At 74.8% G+C, this 17,146-nt stretch carries 14 protein-coding genes; 11 read left to right on the plus strand and 3 right to left on the minus strand.

What is annotated here, in order from left to right; all coding sequences use genetic code 11:
- Both K7854_RS35890 and K7854_RS35895 read right to left on the minus strand, forming a co-directional pair.
- A partial coding sequence (locus K7854_RS35890) for an FAD-binding dehydrogenase (RefSeq protein ID WP_226030760.1) occupies positions 1–1,667 on the minus strand: 1,667 nt, incomplete at its 3' end.
- Positions 1,668–1,690: 23 nt separating this feature from the next.
- Positions 1,691–2,314 carry a TetR/AcrR family transcriptional regulator gene (locus tag K7854_RS35895; RefSeq protein ID WP_226030747.1) on the minus strand — a complete coding sequence of 208 codons (624 nt, stop codon included), beginning with the start codon at positions 2,312–2,314 and terminating at the stop codon, positions 1,691–1,693.
- A gap of 169 nt (positions 2,315–2,483) precedes the next feature.
- Here K7854_RS35895 and K7854_RS35900 point away from each other — a divergent pair, with 169 nt between their 5' ends.
- The 3 genes from K7854_RS35900 (at position 2,484) to K7854_RS35910 (ending at position 5,178) form a co-directional block, all read left to right on the plus strand.
- Complete coding sequence (locus K7854_RS35900; protein WP_226030748.1) at positions 2,484–3,113, plus strand: alpha-ketoglutarate-dependent dioxygenase AlkB; 630 nt, start codon at positions 2,484–2,486, stop codon at positions 3,111–3,113.
- A 76-nt stretch (positions 3,114–3,189) separates the two neighbouring features.
- Entirely contained in the window at positions 3,190–3,936 is a 747-nt protein-coding gene (locus tag K7854_RS35905) for an MBL fold metallo-hydrolase (RefSeq protein ID WP_226030749.1), read from the plus strand.
- A gap of 9 nt (positions 3,937–3,945) precedes the next feature.
- The gene (locus tag K7854_RS35910; protein ID WP_226030750.1) at positions 3,946–5,178 is read left to right on the plus strand and encodes a DUF4032 domain-containing protein; all 1,233 of its coding nucleotides are present in this window, start codon (positions 3,946–3,948) and stop codon (positions 5,176–5,178) included.
- A 16-nt stretch (positions 5,179–5,194) separates the two neighbouring features.
- Here the strand turns inward: K7854_RS35910 and K7854_RS35915 are convergent, their stop codons facing one another.
- Complete coding sequence (locus K7854_RS35915; protein ID WP_226030751.1) at positions 5,195–6,067, minus strand: universal stress protein; 873 nt, start codon at positions 6,065–6,067, stop codon at positions 5,195–5,197.
- A 211-nt stretch (positions 6,068–6,278) separates the two neighbouring features.
- Between K7854_RS35915 and K7854_RS35920 the strand changes: the two genes are divergently transcribed.
- From K7854_RS35920 to K7854_RS35955, 8 genes are all read left to right on the plus strand, one after another.
- The gene (locus K7854_RS35920) at positions 6,279–7,955 is read left to right on the plus strand and encodes an NAD(P)/FAD-dependent oxidoreductase (protein WP_226030752.1); all 1,677 of its coding nucleotides are present in this window, start codon (positions 6,279–6,281) and stop codon (positions 7,953–7,955) included.
- Between the two features lie 11 nt (positions 7,956–7,966).
- A complete protein-coding gene (locus tag K7854_RS35925; protein ID WP_264088157.1) occupies positions 7,967–9,490 on the plus strand; it encodes an ATP-binding protein in 1,524 nt (507 codons plus the stop codon).
- On the plus strand, positions 9,487–9,840 hold the full coding sequence (locus tag K7854_RS35930) for a UBP-type zinc finger domain-containing protein (protein WP_226030754.1): 354 nt from the start codon (positions 9,487–9,489) through the stop codon (positions 9,838–9,840). Before K7854_RS35925 ends, K7854_RS35930 begins: the two co-directional genes overlap by 4 nt.
- Positions 9,841–9,918: 78 nt before the next feature.
- Positions 9,919–12,885, plus strand: a complete 2,967-nt coding sequence (locus tag K7854_RS35935; RefSeq protein WP_226030755.1) for an ATP-binding protein — start codon at positions 9,919–9,921, stop codon at positions 12,883–12,885.
- 85 nt (positions 12,886–12,970) lie between these two features.
- Positions 12,971–14,275: a CAP domain-containing protein gene (locus K7854_RS35940; RefSeq protein WP_226030756.1), complete on the plus strand. Its 1,305-nt coding sequence runs from the start codon at positions 12,971–12,973 to the stop codon at positions 14,273–14,275.
- Between the two features lie 12 nt (positions 14,276–14,287).
- Positions 14,288–14,965, plus strand: a complete 678-nt coding sequence (locus K7854_RS35945) for an AIM24 family protein (protein WP_226030757.1) — start codon at positions 14,288–14,290, stop codon at positions 14,963–14,965.
- Positions 14,966–15,074: 109 nt separating this feature from the next.
- Entirely contained in the window at positions 15,075–16,034 is a 960-nt protein-coding gene (locus K7854_RS35950) for a threonine/serine dehydratase family protein (protein WP_226030758.1), read from the plus strand.
- A gap of 139 nt (positions 16,035–16,173) precedes the next feature.
- Positions 16,174–17,146, plus strand: a 973-nt coding sequence (locus tag K7854_RS35955; RefSeq protein ID WP_226030759.1) for a serine/threonine-protein kinase, incomplete at its 3' end; no start/stop codon positions are given.

A 17,146-nucleotide genomic window follows, 5' to 3' on the forward strand; every position in this document is an offset into this window, starting at 1 on the left:
AGCCCCAGCGCCGCGCCCAGGCCCGCCGCCCGTCCGGAGAACAGGCAGCCGCCGAGGAAGGTGCCCTCCAGCGCGTTGTACCCGTGCACCCCTCCCCCGCCGAAGCCGGCCACCTCACCGGCCGCGTACAGACCCTCGACGGGGGTGCCGTCGGCGCCCAGCGCGCGGGAGTCGAGGTCGGTCTGGATGCCGCCGAGGGTCTTGCGGGTGAGGATGTGCAGCTTGACGCCGATCAGCGGCCCGGCCGCCGGGTCGAGGAGGCGGTGCGGGGCGGCGACCCGGCCGAGACGGTCGCCGATGTAGCGGCGGGCGTTGCGGATGCCCTGCACCTGGGCGTCCTTGGCGTACGGGTTGGCCATCTGCAGGTCCCGGGCCTCGATCTGGCGCCGGAGTGCGGCGGCGTCCAGGAGCGGCCGGTCGGTCAACCGGTTCATCTTCTCCACCAGTTGCTCCAGGTTCGGCGCGGTCACGAAGTCCGCGCCGTGGCGCAGGAACGCGTCCACCGGGCCCGGCGCCCCCTTGCCCAGGACGCGTTCGCGCAGGAAGCCGGCGCGGTCCTTGGCGGTGATGTCGGGGTTCTGCTCGGAGCCGGAGAGGGCGAACTCCTTCTCGACGATCTTCCGGGTGAGGACGAACCAGGAGTGGTCGTGTTCCGCGAGGCCCTCGGCCGTGCGCAGGTGGCGCAGGGTGCCCAGGGTGTCGTAGCCGGGCAGGTACGGCTCGGGAAGCCGGCGGCCGAGCGCGTCGAACCACATCGAGGACGGTCCGGGCAGGATGCGGATGCCGTGGCCGGGCCAGATCGGGTCCCAGTTGCGCACCCCCTCGGTGTAGTGCCACATCCGGTCCCGGTTGACCAGGCGGGCACCCGCCTCCGCGCTGATGTCGAGCATGCGGCCGTCGACGTAGGCGGGGACGCCGGTGACCATCTCGCCGGGCGGGGTGCCCAGGCGCTCGGGCCAGTGGCGGCGGACGATGTCGTGGTCGGCGCCGATGCCGCCGGAGGTGACGATCACGGCCCGGGCGGTGAGGTGGAACTCCCCGGCCGCGTCGCGGTTGGAGGCGACGCCGCGCGGTGAGTCGTCCGGGGCGAGGACCGTGCCGCGCACCCCGCGCGCGGTGCCGCCCTCGACGTCCAGGTGGTCGACGCGGTGCCGGTGGTGGAAGGTGAGCAGCCCGTCGCGCGCCGCCTGCTTCGCGTACCGCACGAAGGGTTCGACGACCCCGGTGCCGGTGCCCCAGGCGATGTGGAAGCGGGGCACGGAGTTGCCGTGCCCGCCGGCCCTGAGGTCGCCGCGCTCGGCCCAGCCGACGGTGGGCAGGAAGGTGATGCCGTGTCCGGCCAGCCAGGACCGCTTCTCCCCCGCCGCCCATTCGACGTACGCCCGTGCCCAGCGCACCGCCCAGGAGTCCTCGTCCTCGGTCCGGTCGAATCCGGCGCTGCCCTGCCAGTCGTTCCAGGCCAGGTCCAGGGAGTCCTTGACGCCGAGCCGCCGCTGCTCCGGGGAGTCGACGAGGAAGAGGCCCCCGAAGGACCAGAAGGCCTGCCCGCCGAGGTTGGCCGCGTTCTCCTGGTCGACCAGGGCGACCCTCCTGCCCCGGCTGGTCAGTTCGTGGGCCGCGACCAGGCCCGCCAGACCCGCTCCGACCACGATGACGTCGGCATCCATGGCGACCGTCCCTTCCTGTTCCGTCATTGGCCCGTGCTGCCGTCGGTGAGCAGCGCGGTGAGCAGCTGTCCCAGCCAGACCCGGGCGCCCGCGACGTCCCGGTCCAGGAGCAGCTGGGTGGTGACTCCGTCGTAGGCGGCGACCACGGCGTGCGCGGCGGCCTCGGCGTCGCCGAGCACGGCGGGCAGCGCGGTGTGTCCGCGGGCCCGGGCGAGCCGGTCGGCGATCGCCCGCCTGAGCCGGGCCCGGTGCTCCAGCAGGGTCCGGGCGACCTGCGGGTCGCGGGCGGCGTGCACCAGGAAGTCCGTCTTCACCAGGAGCCAGTCCCGGTCGAGGAGCAGCACCTCGGTGACGCGCTCCACGGCGGCGGGCACGTCCAGGTCGGGGCCGTCGGAGGCGAGGGCGGCGGACACCTGGTCGGCGATCAGGTCGGCCCGCTGCCGGTAGAGGGCGAAGAACAGCTCGTCGAGGCTGTCGAAGTTGGAGTAGAAGGCGCCCCGGCTGTACCCGGCCGCCTCGCAGACCTGCTCGATCGACACCCGCCCGAACCCCTTGGCGGCGAACACCGTGAACGCGGCCTCCAGGAGGTTCGCGCGGGTGCGCACGCGCCGCCCGGTCACCCGCCCGCCGGTCGCCTTCGCCGTCATTCCCGGCCCCTTCGCTCGGTTCGATGCGCGAATGTATCGGATACACCGGTGTATCGAAAGGGGCCGGTCGCGGGAAGGGCGGTCACGGGAAGGGCGCAGGGGAGGCCGCCGACCGGATCATTCAGCACGTATTTAGAACGCATTTTCGAATGGGGAGTACGCTGGTCCCATGACCACGCACCTCCAGGGTTCGCTCTTCGACCAGACCGACGAGGTCCGGCTGGGCCCGCTCGACGGTCTGCACCGCACCCACCTCGGCTCCGGGGCCTGGATCGACCTGCTCCCCGGGTGGCTGAGCGGCGCCGACGCGCTGTTCGAGCGGCTGGCCGCCGAGGTCCCCTGGCGCGCCGAGCGGCGGGAGATGTACGAACGCGTCGTCGACGTGCCCCGGCTGCTCGCCTTCTACGGCGCGGCCGACCCGCTCCCGCACCCGCTGCTGACCGAGGCGCGCGACGCGCTGCCCGCGCACTACGCCGAGGAGCTGGGCGAGCCGTTCACGACCGCGGGCCTGTGCCTCTACCGCGACGGCCGGGACAGCGTCGCCTGGCACGGCGACCGGACCGGGCGGGGCGCGCGCCGGGACACGATGGTCGCCATCCTCTCGGTGGGCGCGCCCCGGGACCTGCTGCTGCGCCCCGCGGGCGGCGGCGGGGAGACCGTGCGCCGCCCGCTGGGCCACGGCGACCTGATCGTGATGGGCGGCTCCTGCCAGCGCACCTGGGAGCACTGCGTCCCCAAGAGCACCCGCGCCGCCGGTCCCCGCATCAGCGTCCAGTTCCGCCCGCACGGCGTGCGCTGAGGATCGCCAACCGCCCGCTTTGCGTTTCTGGTTGGCTGTCCCGCGCGGGGGCCACCGACCTGGAACGCGGGAGACCATGAACGCGGACGTACGACAAGTGGCGGACGGCACCTACCTGGTGCACGGCGGCCACACCAACTGGGTCATCCTCACCGACGGCGACGCGGCGACCCTCGTCGACACCGGCTACCCCGGCGACCGCCGGGCACTGCTCGACTCCCTGGCCGCCGTCGGGAGTTCGCCCGAAGCGGTGGCGGCCGTGCTGATCACCCACGCCCACAACGACCACCTCGGCTCGGCCGAGTACCTGCGCGCCGCCCACGGCACCCCGGTCCTCCTGCACGAGGCCGAGGTGCCGCACGCCCGGCGCGACTTCCTCCAGCAGGTGTCGGTCGGCACGGTGCTGCGCAACGCCTGGCGCCCGGGCGCGCTGCCGTGGATGGCGCACGTGCTGCGCGCCGGCGGCACCGAGCGGCACCCGGTGACCGCGCCCGCGGCCTTCCCGGCGGACGGTGCCCTCGACCTGCCCGGCCGCCCGGTGCCGGTGCACACCCCCGGCCACACCGACGGCCACTGCGTCTACCACCTCCCCGACACCGGGGTGGTGATCTCCGGCGACGCGCTGGTGAGCGGGCACGCCCTGTCCCGGACCGAGGGACCGCAGCTGCTGCCCGACCTGTTCCACCACGACCGGACGCGCACCATCGCCTCGCTCGACGTCATCGCCGGCCTGGCGGGCGACCTGCTGCTGCCGGGACACGGTCCGGTCCACCGCGGGCCGGTGAAGGACGCCGCGGACCGGGCGCGGGAACGGGCGTTCTAGAGTCGGGGCATGGCCTTGCAGATCAGTGCCACCAATCCGGAGCACCCCGCGCTCCTGCTCGAACTGCCCTGGCAGCTGCCGCTGGAGCAGTGGCCCGAGGAGTACCTCGTGCCGCTGCCGCGCGGCATCTCCCGGCACGTGGTCCGCTACGCACGCGCCGGGGACGAGGTGATCGCCGTCAAGGAGCTGGCCGAGCGGCCCGCGCTGCGCGAGTACCAGCTGCTGCGCGACCTGGACCGGCTCGCCATCCCCGCGGTGGACGCGCTGGCCGTGGTCACCGGCCGCTCCGACGCCGCCGGCGAGGCGCTGGAACCGGTGCTGGTCACCCGGCACCTGGGCGGCTCGCAGCCGTACCGGTCGATGTTCGAGACGACGCTGCGCCCGGCGACCATGCACCGCCTGATGGACGCCCTCGCGGTGCTGCTGGTCAGGCTGCACCTGGCCGGGTTCGCGTGGGGGGACTGCTCGCTGTCCAACACGCTCTTCCGGCGCGACGCGGGCGCCTACGCCGCCTACCTGGTCGACGCCGAGACCGGGGAGCTGCACCCGCGGCTCAGCGAGGGCCAGCGCGACTACGACCTCGACCTCGCGCGGGTGAACATCAGCGGGGAACTGCTCGACCTGGAGGCCTCGGGGGCGCTGCACCCCTCCGTCGACCCGGTCGACTTCGGCGCCGAGATCTGCGCCCGCTACCGGAGCCTGTGGCAGGAGCTGACCCGCACCTCCGTCTATCCGGCGGGCAAGTACCACTACATCGAGCGCCGGATCCGGCGGCTCAACGACCTCGGCTTCGACGTGGCCGAGATGCAGATCGAGCACGCCTCCAACGGCGACACCGTCACCTTCGTGCCCAAGGTCGTCGACGCCGGTCACCACCAGCGCCAACTGCTGCGCCTGACCGGCCTGGACACCGAGGAGAACCAGGCCAGGCGGCTGCTGAACGACCTGGAGAGCTGGATGGCCACCCAGGACGACTACGCCCCGGGCGACCCCCTCGGCGCCCGCCCGGAGGTCCTCGCCCACCGCTGGGTGCGCGAGGTCTTCCGGCCCACCGTGCGGGCCGTGCCGGTCGAGCTGCGCGGCGCGATGGACCCGGCCGAGATCTACCACGAGCTGCTGGAGCACCGCTGGTACCTGTCCGAGCGGGCCCAGCACGACATCGGCCTGGACACGGCGGTCGAGGACTACATCATCAACATCCTGCCCAAGGTCCGGGAGACCCTGCAGCCCACGGCGGACTGAGCGGCAGGACCCGGGCTCAGGTGTGCGGGACCACCGCGACCGGGCACTCCGCATGGTGCAGCACGCCGTGCGCCACCGAGCCGATCCGGGCGCCGACGGCCGTCCGGCGGGCCCGGCGGCCCACCACCACGAGCTGGGCGTTCGCGGACACCGACAGCAGCACCTGGCCCGCGCTGCCCATCTCCACGTGTTCGACCACCGGGACGTCGGGGAAGCGCTCGCGCCACGGTGCGAGCGCCTCGCCGAGCGCCTTGCGCTCGTACTGCTCCAGGCCCCCGGCCTCGTCGGCGAGCGCCATCGAGCCGGGGCTGTAGGTGAAGACGGTCGGCAGGGCCCAGGCCCGCACGGCGCGCACGGTGGCGCCCCGGGCGGCGGCCGCCTCGAAGGCGAACCCGATGACGTCGGCGCTGTCCTCCGGCTCGCCCTGCTGGCCCACGACCACCTCGCGGCCCGCGGCCTCCGCGGCGGCCTCGTCACCGGCCCGCACGAGGACGACCGGCCGGGTCGCCTCGGCGATCACCTGCTGACCGACCGAGCCGAGCAGGAAGCCGACGACCGCGCCGTGCCCCCGCGAGCCGAGGACCAGCGTCTCGGCGTCGGCCGCGGCGCCGAGCAGGGCCGCGACCGCGTCGCCCTCGCGCAGGTCGGAGGTCACCGTCAGGCCGGGGTGCCGCTCGGTGACCGTCCCGACCGCCCGGGCGAGGGCGTCCCGGGCCCAGCCCTCCTGGGTCTCCCGGTCCACCGGGCCGGCCACGCCCTGCCCCTGGAAGCGCCAGGCGTGCACGACGTGCAGCGGGGCCCGGCGGCGGACCGCCTCCCTCGCCGCCCAGGCCAGTGCGGCCAGACTCTCCTGTGAACCGTCCGAGCCTGCCGTGATCGGGCGCGTCATGCGGGTCCCTCCCTGGGTCGCGGGAACGTCGTTCTCGAAGCCCAGTCTTCCGCAAGCCGCCCGCACGGCCGCGCGGGGGGAGCGTACGGGCGGCGGCCGCCCCGCCCCCGCCGCCCGCGCGAGGACCCGCGATCGAACATACGATGGGCGCAGGCCGGTGCGGTGACGGGGACGCCGTGCCGTGAATCCGGCCGCTCGACGTGGGGGACGTATGGCACAGGCCGACGGGGAGACACGGACCGTCATCATGACCGTGGACGACGATCCGGGGGTCTCCCGCGCCGTCGCCCGCGACCTGCGGCGGCGCTACGGCGCGACGTACCGGATCGTGCGCGCGGAGTCCGGCGAGTCGGCGCTCGACGCACTGCGGGAACTGAAACTGCGCGGCGACCTGGTGGCCGTGATCCTGGCCGACTACCGGATGCCGCAGATGAACGGCATCGAGTTCCTGGAACAGGCCCTGGACGTGTACCCGGGCGCCCGGCGGGTGCTGCTGACGGCGTACGCGGACACCAACGCGGCGATCGACGCGATCAACGTCGTCGACCTGGACCACTACCTGCTCAAGCCGTGGGACCCGCCCGAGGAGAAGCTCTATCCGGTCCTGGACGACCTGCTCCAGGCCTGGCGCACCGGCGATCACCGGCCGGTGCCCAGCACCAAGGTCGTCGGGCACCGCTGGTCGGCGCGGTCCTCGGAGGTCCGGGAGTTCCTGGCCCGCAACCAGGTGCCGTACCGCTGGTACTCCTCGGACGAGCCGGAGGGGCGGCGGCTGCTGTCGGCGGCCGGGCAGGACGGCCAGCGGCTGCCGGTGGTGATCACGCCGGACGGCACCCCGCTGGTGGAGCCGGAGGCGCCCGAGCTGGCCGCGCGGGTGGGCCTGGCGACCACGCCGACGGCCGACTTCTACGACCTGGTGGTGATCGGCGGCGGCCCGGCGGGGCTGGGCGCGGCCGTGTACGGGGCCTCGGAGGGCCTGCGCACGGTGCTGGTGGAGCGGTCGGCGACCGGCGGGCAGGCCGGGCAGAGCTCCCGCATCGAGAACTACCTGGGCTTCCCGGACGGCGTCTCCGGCGGCCAGCTCACCGAGCGGGCCCGGCGGCAGGCGGCGAAGTTCGGCGCCGAGATCCTCACCGCGCGCGAGGTGACCGGACTGGAGGCGAACGGGGCGGCACGGGTCGTGCGGTTCTCGGACGGCTCGGCGATCGCCGCGCACAGCGTCATCCTGGCGACCGGCGTGTCCTACCGGCAGCTGACCGCGCCGGGCACCGAGGAGCTGGCCGGCTGCGGGGTGTTCTACGGCTCGGCGCTGACCGAGGCGGCCTCCTGCCAGGGCCACGACGTGTACATCGTCGGCGGCGCCAACTCGGCCGGGCAGGCGGCGATGTACCTGGCCCGGGGCGCCAAGTCGGTGACGCTCCTGGTGCGCGGCGAGTCCCTGGCGGCGTCGATGTCGTACTACCTGATCCAGCAGATCGAGGAGACGCCCAACATCCGGGTGCGCTGCGGCACCGTCGTGGAGAGCGCGCACGGCGACGGCCACCTGGAGCGGCTCACCCTGCGCGACGCGGCCGGCGGCGCCACCGAACTCGTCGACGCGCAGTGGCTGTTCGTGTTCATCGGCGCGGCCCCGCTGACCGACTGGCTGGACGGCACGGTGCTGCGCGACGAGCGCGGGTTCATCCTCGCCGGGCCCGATCTCACCCCCGACGGGCGGCCGCCGGCCGACTGGGAGCTGGACCGGCCGCCGTACCACCTGGAGACCAGCGTCCCGGGCGTGTTCGTGGCGGGCGACGCCCGCGCGGAGTCCGCCAAGCGGGTCGCGTCCGCCGTCGGAGAGGGAGCCATGGCCGTGATGCTCGTCCACCGGTACCTGGAGCAGTCGTGAGCGGCCGGCCGATGCCGTGCAGCCCCGCGGAGATCGGGAAGCTGTTCCTGTTCGAGAAGCTGACGCCCGAGCAGCTGGGCCGGCTGTGCGCCGAGGGCCGGGTGGAGCTGTTCGACCCGGGCCCGGTGTACGCCGAGGGCGAGGACGCCACCTGCTTCTACGTGATGCTGGAGGGGACGGTCGTGCTGACCCGCCGGGTCGGCGGCGACGAGGTGGAGACCAACCGCACCTCGCAGCCCGGGGTGTACGCGGGCGCGATGCAGGCGTACGTCGGCGACCGGGTGCCGCAGGTCTACAACAACTCGATGCGGGTCACCGAGCCGACGCGGTTCTTCGTGCTCCCGGCGGACACCTTCGCGGCCGTCATGCGGGAGTGGTTCCCCATGGCGGTGCACCTGCTGGAGGGGCTGTTCTTCGGGTCCAAGAACACCCAGCGCGCCATCGGCCAGCGCGAGCGGCTGCTGGCCCTCGGCTCGCTGTCCGCCGGTCTCACCCACGAGCTGAACAACCCGGCGGCGGCCGCGGTGCGGGCCACCTCGACGCTGCGGGAGCGGGTGGCGAAGATGCGGCACAAGCTCGCGGTGATCGCCGAGGGCCCGTTCTCCCGGGACGCGCTGGCCGGGCTCATCGACATCCAGGAACGCACGGCGGAGCGGGTGGCCAAGGCGCCCTCGCTCAGCCCGCTGGAGGCGGCCGACCGGGAGGACGAGCTGGGCGACTGGCTGGAGGACCACGGGATCGAGCAGGGCTGGCAGCTGGCGCCGACCTTCGTGCAGGCCGGTCTGGACACCGACTGGCTGGAGCAGGTCGCGGCGGCCGTGGACGCGGAGATCCTGCCGGGAACGGTGGGCTGGCTCAACTACACGGTCGAGACCGAGCTGCTGATGAACGAGATCGCGGACTCCACCGCCCGCATCTCCCACCTGGTGGACGCGGCCAAGCAGTACGCCCAGCTGGACCGGGCACCCCACCGGACGGTCGACGTCCACGAACTCCTCGACAGCACCCTGCTGATGCTCTCCGGGAAGATCGGCCCGCGCATCGAGGTCGTCAAGGAGTACGACCGCACGGTGCCCCGGGTCCCGGCCTATCCGGCGGAGCTGAACCAGGTGTGGACCAACCTGATCGACAACGCGGTCGCCGCGATGAACGGCGCGGACGGCGAGGGGACGCTGACCGTGCGGACGGCGCTCCACCACGACCGGCTGCTGGTGGAGTTCCGGGACACCGGCACCGGGATCGCCCCGGAGATCCGGGAGCGCATCTTCGACCCGTTCTTCACCACCAAGCCGGTGGGCGAGGGCACCGGGCTCGGACTGGACATCTCCTGGCGGATCGTGGTCCACAAGCACCACGGCAGCCTCCAGGTGGAGTCCGTGCCGGGCGACACCCGCTTCCAGGTCCTCCTGCCGCTCACCGCCACGGAAACCGAGCCGACGGACACAGCCGATCCGACCGATCCAGCCGATCCGACTGATCGAGCCGATCCAGCCGATCCAGCCGATCGGACCGATCCGACCGAGGAGCCGGTATGACCAGCGACACCGGAATCGACCCCACCGTCCCGCCGAGCGGCACCGGCTGCGTCGAGTGCGACGCGGTCGGCGGCTGGTGGTTCCACCTGCGGCGCTGCGCGAGCTGCGGCCACGTCGGCTGCTGCGACAGCTCACCGGGGCAGCACGCGACCGGCCACTACCGGTCCACCGGGCACCCGGTGGTGCAGAGCTTCGAGCCGGGCGAGGACTGGTACTGGGACTACGCCACCAACGAGGTACGCGCGTCGGGCCCCGGACTCGCCCCGCCCGGCAGCCACCCGGCCGACCAGCCGTCGCCGGGCCCGGCGGGCCGGGTCCCGGCCGACTGGGCGAGCACCCTCCACCGCTGACCCGGCCGCGGGTCCGGCGAGCCGGTCCGCCGCCGCTCCAGGCAACGGGCGGGCCCGCTGTCTGGCCCGCGTGTCAGGATGGACGGCGTGCCGCAGACCTCATTCACCAGCCCGCTCGTCGGCCGCGAGGACGAACTCGCGCGTCTCACCGGCGTGCTGGACCGCGCCCGCGCCGGCGAGGCCCGCGCGGTCCTCGTCGCCGGGGACGCCGGGGTCGGCAAGACCCGGACCCTGGACGAGGTTGCCGGACGGGCCGCCGCGGCCGGCACGACGGTGCTCACCGGTCACTGCGTGGACCTGGGCGACGTGGGCCTGCCGTATCTGCCGTTCACCGAGATCCTGGGCGCGCTCGCCGCCGACGAGCGGTTCGCCGCCGTGCTGGCCGGTCATCCGGTGGCCGACCGGCTGCTCGGCGGCGGCCCGGAGGACGGACCCGACGCCGCGCCCTCGCGGCTGCGGCTCTTCGAGGGCGTGGCCGCGCTGCTCACCGACCTGGCGGACGTCGCGCCGCTGCTGCTGGTCCTGGAGGACCTGCACTGGGCCGACCAGTCCTCCCGGGACCTGCTGAGGTTCCTGCTCGGGCGGGGGGTGCTGCAGCGCCCGGCGGGCGGGGCCCCGGGCCACCGGCTCGCGCTGTTCGCCTCGTACCGGGCGGACGACCTGCACCGCCGCCACCCGCTGCGCCCGCTGCTGGCCGAACTGGTGCGGCTGCCCGGCGTGGAGCGGCTGGAGCTGCGCCCGCTGCCGGACGCCGACGTGGCCCGGCTGGTGCGCTCGCTGCGCCGGCGCCGGCTGCCGGACACCACCGTGCGCCGGATCGTGGAGCGGGCCGAGGGCAACGCCTTCTACGCCGAGGAGCTGCTCGCGGCCACGGACGCGCCGGCCGGGGGCGTCCCCAGCGGGCTGGCCGACGTCCTGCTCATCCGGTTCGAGCAGCTCTCCGAGACCGCCCAGCAGGTGCTGCGCACCGCCGCCGTGGCGGGCCGCCGGGTGGGGCACGACCTGCTGCGGGACGCCGTCGGGCTGCCCGAGGAGGAGCTGGAGTCGGCGCTGCGCGAGGCGGTGGAGCGGCAGTTGCTGGTCTCCGGGGACGGGAGCAGCTACTCCTTCCGGCACGCCCTCGCCCGGGAAGCCGTCTACGCCGACCTGCTGCCCGGTGAACGGGCGCGGCTGCACGGCGCGTTCGCCCGGCTGCTCGCCGGTGCGGACCGCCGGGCGGACCACGCGGCCGAGCGCGCGCACCACTACCGCGAGAGCCACGCCCTGCCCGAGGCACTCGCCGCGTCCCTGGAGGCCGCCGACCACGCCCAGCGCATCGGCGCGCCCGCCGAGGAACTGCGGCACGTGGAGGCGGCGCTGGACCTGTGGACGGCGGTCGACGCCGCCGCGCGGCCCGCCGGGCCCGACGCGGTGACCCTCACCCTGCGCGCCTCGGCGGCCGCCGTGCACGCCGGTGAACTGCACCGCGCGGTCTCCCTGACCCGCTCCGCGCTGGCGGGCCTCGGCCAGGACGCGGACCTGGAGCTGGCCGCCCGCGTCCGCTACACCCTGGCCGACAACCTGCTGAGCGTCGACAACCTGGAGTCCGCGTACGCCTACAGCAGCGAGGCGCTGGGCCTGATCCCCGCCGACCCGCCCTCGTCGACCTGGGTGTGGGCGGCGGCCACGCATGTGACGACGGCCCGTCAAGTCGGCGAGAACGGGACGGCGCTCACGGTGGCCCGCCGCGCGCTGGCCGTCGCCGAGGAGCTGGAGGTCACCGACGCCCGCGCCGACCTGCTGATCTCCCTGACGAGTCTGGAGGGCCGCAACCGCGCCACCCCCGAGGGCCGGCAGCGGCTCCTGGAGGCACGCGCGCTGGCACGGCGGGCGGGCAACGCCCCCGTGGAGCTGCGGGCGCTGTTCAACCTCGCCATCGGCTGCTTCGAGTCCGGCGACCTGGAGGAATGCCTGCCCTGGGCGTCGGAGGGCCTGGACCGGGCCCGCCGCTCCGGGCTGCTGTCCTCGCCCTACCCGCGGGAGATGCGGTATCTGAGCCTGCTGGTGCGGTACACCCTGGGCCACTGGGACGAGGTGCTGCGCGAGTCGGCCGAGGCCGCCGAGGAGCGGTCGGCCGTGGACGGCCACGCCCTCGGGCCCGGGCTGTACGTGGCCCTGGCGCGCGGCGACCAGGGGGCGGCCGACCGGGCCCGCGCCCTGCTGGACGGGCCGTTCGACTGGATGGCGCGGATGGTCGCGGCGATCGTGCTGACCGACGCGGCGGCGCTGCGCGGGGACGCGGAGGACGCCGTGCGGTGGATGCGGTCCAGCGTCGAGCGGCTCACCGAGGCGGGCACCCGGCCCACCGTGACCCTCCGCCTGGCCACCCTCGCGCTGTCCGCCGTCGCCGACGCGGTGACCGAGCTGCGCCGGGCCGGGGACGACGCCGGGGCGGCCCGCTGGTCGGACACGGCGGCCGAACTGCTCGCCGACGCCCGCTGGTCCGCCCGGCACGGCTACGACGACGCCCCGCAGGGCCCGGAGGGCCAGGCGTGGCTGGCGCGTGCGGAGGCCGAGTGGTCCCGGGTCGCCGGCGCCGCACCGGACCCGGCGGCCTGGGAGAAGGCGGTGGCCGCCTTCGCCTTCGGCGACGCCTACGAACGCGCGCGGTGCAGGCTGCGGCTGGCCGAGGCGCTGCTGGCCGCCGACCGCCGCGAGGAGGCGGCCGCCGAGGCCGACACCGTACGCCGGGAGGCCGACCGGCTCGGCGCGACGGTGCTGCGCGAGCGGCTGGACGACCTGGTCCGCCGCGGCCGGCTCGCGGGCCCGGCACGGACCGGGACGGGCGCCGCGGTGCTGACCGCCCGCGAGCAGGACGTCCTGCGGCTGCTCGCGCTGGGACACAGCAACCGCCGGATCGGCGAGGAGCTGTTCATCAGCGCCAAGACGGCGAGCGTCCACGTGTCCAACATCCTCGCGAAACTGAACGCGGCGAGCCGCACGGAGGCGGTCGCCATCGCCCACCGGCAGGGCCTGCTCGCCCCGGAGCCGACGTCGTCGCACTGAGCCGGGCCCCGGGAACCCGCGCCGCCCGGCGGACGTTGACCCGGCACCGGTGCCCGGAGCGCGCACCACGACACAGGACGGCACGATGAGCGACTTGGTACCCGGGGGGAACGTCCCGCTGCCGGGCGGCCCCGTGAGCGTACGGGTGCCCGGCGGCTTCGACGTGTCGGCGCTCGTCACGGACGACGGCGGCAAGGTCGGCGGCGACGAGGACTTCGTCTTCTACAACCAGCCGGAGGCACCCGGCGCACGGCTGCGGGGCGACACGCTCACCGTCGACCCGGCGCGGCTGCGGGCCGGCGCCACCCGGGTGACGGTGGCGGTCAGCCCCTCGGACCCCGGCACCGCGCTCAGCGCGCTCCCCTCCCCCACCGTTCGCGTCACCGACGCCGGCGGCCGGGCCTTCGCCCGGTTCACGCCCGCGCGTCCCGGCCGGGAGACCGTGCTGCTGCTCGTGGAGTTCTACCGGCGCGGCGGTGGCTGGAAGGTGCGCGCCCTGGGGCAGGGGTACGCGGACGGACTCGCCGGGCTCGCCCGGGACTTCGGCGTGGAGGTGACCGACGACGCGGCGGACCGGCCCGCCGCGGCACCGGAACCGGCCACGGCCGAGGGCGCCGGCGACGAGCTGCTGGGTCTGGTCAACTCCGCCCGTGCGGCCGCCGGTTCGCCCCCCGTACGGGCCGACCCGCGGCTCCTTTCCGCGGCCCGCGCGCACGCCGCCGCCATGGCCGCCGCGGGGACGCTGAGCGTCGAGACGCGCGACGGCGTCTCGGTCCACCAGCGCGTGGTCTCGGCCGGGTTCGGGTACCTCACCGTCGGCGAGCACCTGGTCTCGGGGCCCCGCACGCCCGCCGAGTTCGTCGCGTACTGCCTGCGCACCGAGCGCACCCGGGCGACGCTGCACGACGGCCGCTTCACGCACGCCGGGTGGGCCCGTGTCCCGGGCGGCCCCTCGGGCGACACGTACTGGACGGCGCTGTGGGCCGTGCCGCTCACCCCGCAGGGCCTGGCCCGCACGACGGCGGAGGTCGTCGACCTCACCAACCGGGAGCGGGCCGGGGCCGGGCTGCCCGCCCTGGCCGTCGACGCCCGGCTGACCACCGCGGCACAGGCGCACAGCGCGGACATGGTGGCCCGGGACTTCTACTCGCACACCGACCCGGACGGCGGCAGGCCCTGGGACCGGGCCGCCGCCGCGGGCGCCGCCGGGCGCACGGTCGGCGAGAACATCGCCTGCGGCCAGCGCTCCCCGGCCGAGGTGGTGGAGGGCTGGATGAACAGCCCGGGGCACCGGGCCAACATCCTCAAGGCCGACTTCACCCGCATCGGCATCGGCCTGGCCGGCGGCGGCCGGGCGGGCACGTACTGGACGCAGCTCTTCGGCGGCTGAAGGATGAGGGGTATGAAGGGTGACCTCTTTTCCAGCGAGCACATGGTGCAGCCCGCCACCGCGCCGGGCATGACCGTCGAGAACTCCAAGTGCATCCGGTACGCGGTGAACGGCGAGATGCTCGCCCGGCAGGGCGCGATGATCGCCTACCGGGGCAGTCTGCAGTTCGAGCGCAAGGGCCAGGGCGTGGGCGGCATGCTCAAGCGCGCGGTCACCGGGGAGGGGCTGCCGCTGATGGCGGTGCGCGGACAGGGCGAGGCCTGGTTCGCGAACGAGGCCCAGAACTGCTTCATCGTCGAGGTGGAGCCGGGCGACGAGTTCACCGTCAACGGCCGCAACGTGCTGTGTTTCGACGCCTCGTTGTCCTACCGCATCGCCACCGTCAAGGGCTCGGGCATCGCCGGTGGCGGACTGTTCAACAGCGTCTTCACCGGGCACGGCAGGCTGGGCCTGGTGTGCGAGGGCAATCCGCTGGTCATCCCGGTCTCGCAGCAGTACCCGGTCTACGTCGACACGGACGCGATCGTCGGCTGGTCGGCGGGGCTGTCGACCTCCCTGCACCGTTCGCAGTCGATCGGCTCGATGCTGCGCGGCGGTTCGGGCGAGGCGGTCCAGCTGCTGCTCCAGGGGGAGGGTTTCGTCGTCGTACGGCCGAGTGAGGCGACGCCGCAGAAGACCCAGCAGCACTGAGCCCTCGGTCCGTTCCGCGCGGCGGAATCCGTGTTGACCTCGGCGGCGTGGCGCGAAAGGGTGCGACGGGGCGTGGATCACCGTCCCGTGCGCCGGAAGGAAGACTGCCTTGATCGGGATCACGGAGATCGAAGCCGCGGCCGAGCGGATCGCCGGACATGTCGTACGCACCCCGACCGTGCCCAGCCCGGGGCTGTCCGCGCTGCTCGGCGTCCCGGTCACCGCGAAGCTGGAGCTGCTCCAGCGCACCGGCTCGTTCAAGGCGCGCGGCGCCACGGCGAAGCTGCTGTCGCTGACCGAGGCCGAGCGCGCCGCCGGTGTGGTCGCGGTCAGCGGCGGCAACCACGGCATCGCGGTGGCGGTCATGGCCGCCGCCCTCGACGTGAAGGCCACGGTGGTCATGCCGCGCACGGCACCGGCCCGTTCCGTGGAGATCGCCGAGGAGGCGGGCGCGGTGGTGCGGCTCACCGACGGCATGGACAGCGCCTTCGCACTCGTCACCCGGCTCCGGGAGGAGGGGCTGACCCTGGTCCACCCCTTCGACGACCCCGTGGTGATCGCGGGACAGGGCACCGTGGGGCTGGAGTTCGCCGCGGACGCCCCCGGCCTCACCGACGTGCTGGTGAGCATCGGGGGCGGCGGGCTGATCGCGGGTGTGGCGGCGGCGCTGCGGGCGCTGCGGCCCGGGGTGCGGATCTGGGGCGTGGAGACCGAGGGCGCGGAGGCCATGTCCCGGGCGCTCGCGGCGGGCGGGCCGCTCCCGGTGCCGCTGTCCTCGGTCGTCACCACGCTCAGCGCCCCGTCCGTCTCCCAGGTGACGTACGACCATGTGTCGGAGCTGGTCACCGAGGTGCTCGTGGTGTCGGACCGGGAGGCGGTGGAGGGGTCGCTCGCGCTGGCCGAGCACGCCAAGGTGTGGACGGAGCCCGCCGCCGGCTGTCTGCTCCCGGCGGCCCGCCGGGTGGTGGAGCGGGTCGGCGCGGACGCCCGGATCGGGCTCGTGGTGTGCGGGGGCAATGCCACGGTGGCCGACATGGCGGGCTGGGCGGACCGCTTCGGACTGCGCTGACGCCCCACCGGGCCCGGCCCCGGCGGACCCGCTTTTGAAGAAGGGTCAGAAACGGGGCCGTCGGGCGCGTGCGCTGAACACACCCCCGTCCCCCCGACGTACCTCTGGTCGAGCAGAGAGCCGGCGGTGCGAACGAGGGATGGCCATGGGCAGGGCGCACGTCTCCACACACGAGCTGGTCGCCGGGCGCTACCGCCTGTTCGAGGTCGTCCAGCGCGAGACGAACCGGGTGTGCTGGTCCGGGGAGGACGCCGCCACGGGCCGCCCGTGCCTGGTCACGCAGATCGAGCTGCCGGCGGACGGGACCGGTGAGGCCGCCCGCCGGGCCCCGGGCCGGGTGATCCGCACCGGCGAGACCATGGCGTCGCTGTGCCCCGGCCGGATCGCGGTGGTGCTCGACGCGGTGGTCGCGGACGGCATGCTGTGGACGGTGACCGAATGGGTCGACGGTGTTCCGCTCGGTGACCTCCTCGACCGCCGGGGCACCTTCAACTACGCCCGGGCCGCGCGCGTCGGCCTGGAGCTGCTGGCGGTGCTGGACGCGGCGCACACCCACGGCGTGACGCACGGCGAACTGAGCCCCGGGCAGGTGTTCGTGCGCGAGGAGGGCTCCGTCGTCGTCACCGGCTTCGGGCTGGCCGGCGCCACTCTCGCCCCGCGGCTGGCCGCACCCGCGTACGCCTCGCCCGAGCAGGCCCGTGACGAACGGATCGGGCCCGCGGCCGACCTGTGGACGCTGGGCGCGATCCTCTACACGATGGTCGAGGGCCGTCCGCCGTTCCGGGACCGGGGCCGTCCCGAGGCCACCCTGAAGGGCGTGGACCGGCTGCCGCTGCGCACGCCCGTGCGCGCCGGCCCGCTCGCCCGGGTCGTGCAGGGGCTGCTGCGCAAGGACTCCCGGGAGCGGCTGACCCGCCCGGTGGTGCGCGCGGCCCTCGCCCGGGCGCTGGCGGAGGAACCCGGCAGCCCGAGCCCCGTGACCGAGGTGACCACCCGGCCCGGGCTGCGCGGCGCGTACGCCGCCGTCCGGCGGGCGGGCCGCGACGGCTCGCGGCGGACCGTGGCCGCCGGGGTCCTGGTGACGGCCGCGTACACCGTCGCCTCAGGAACCG

The sequence above is a fragment of the Streptomyces hyderabadensis genome (assembly GCF_020404845.1).
Lineage (GTDB): Bacteria > Actinomycetota > Actinomycetes > Streptomycetales > Streptomycetaceae > Streptomyces > Streptomyces hyderabadensis.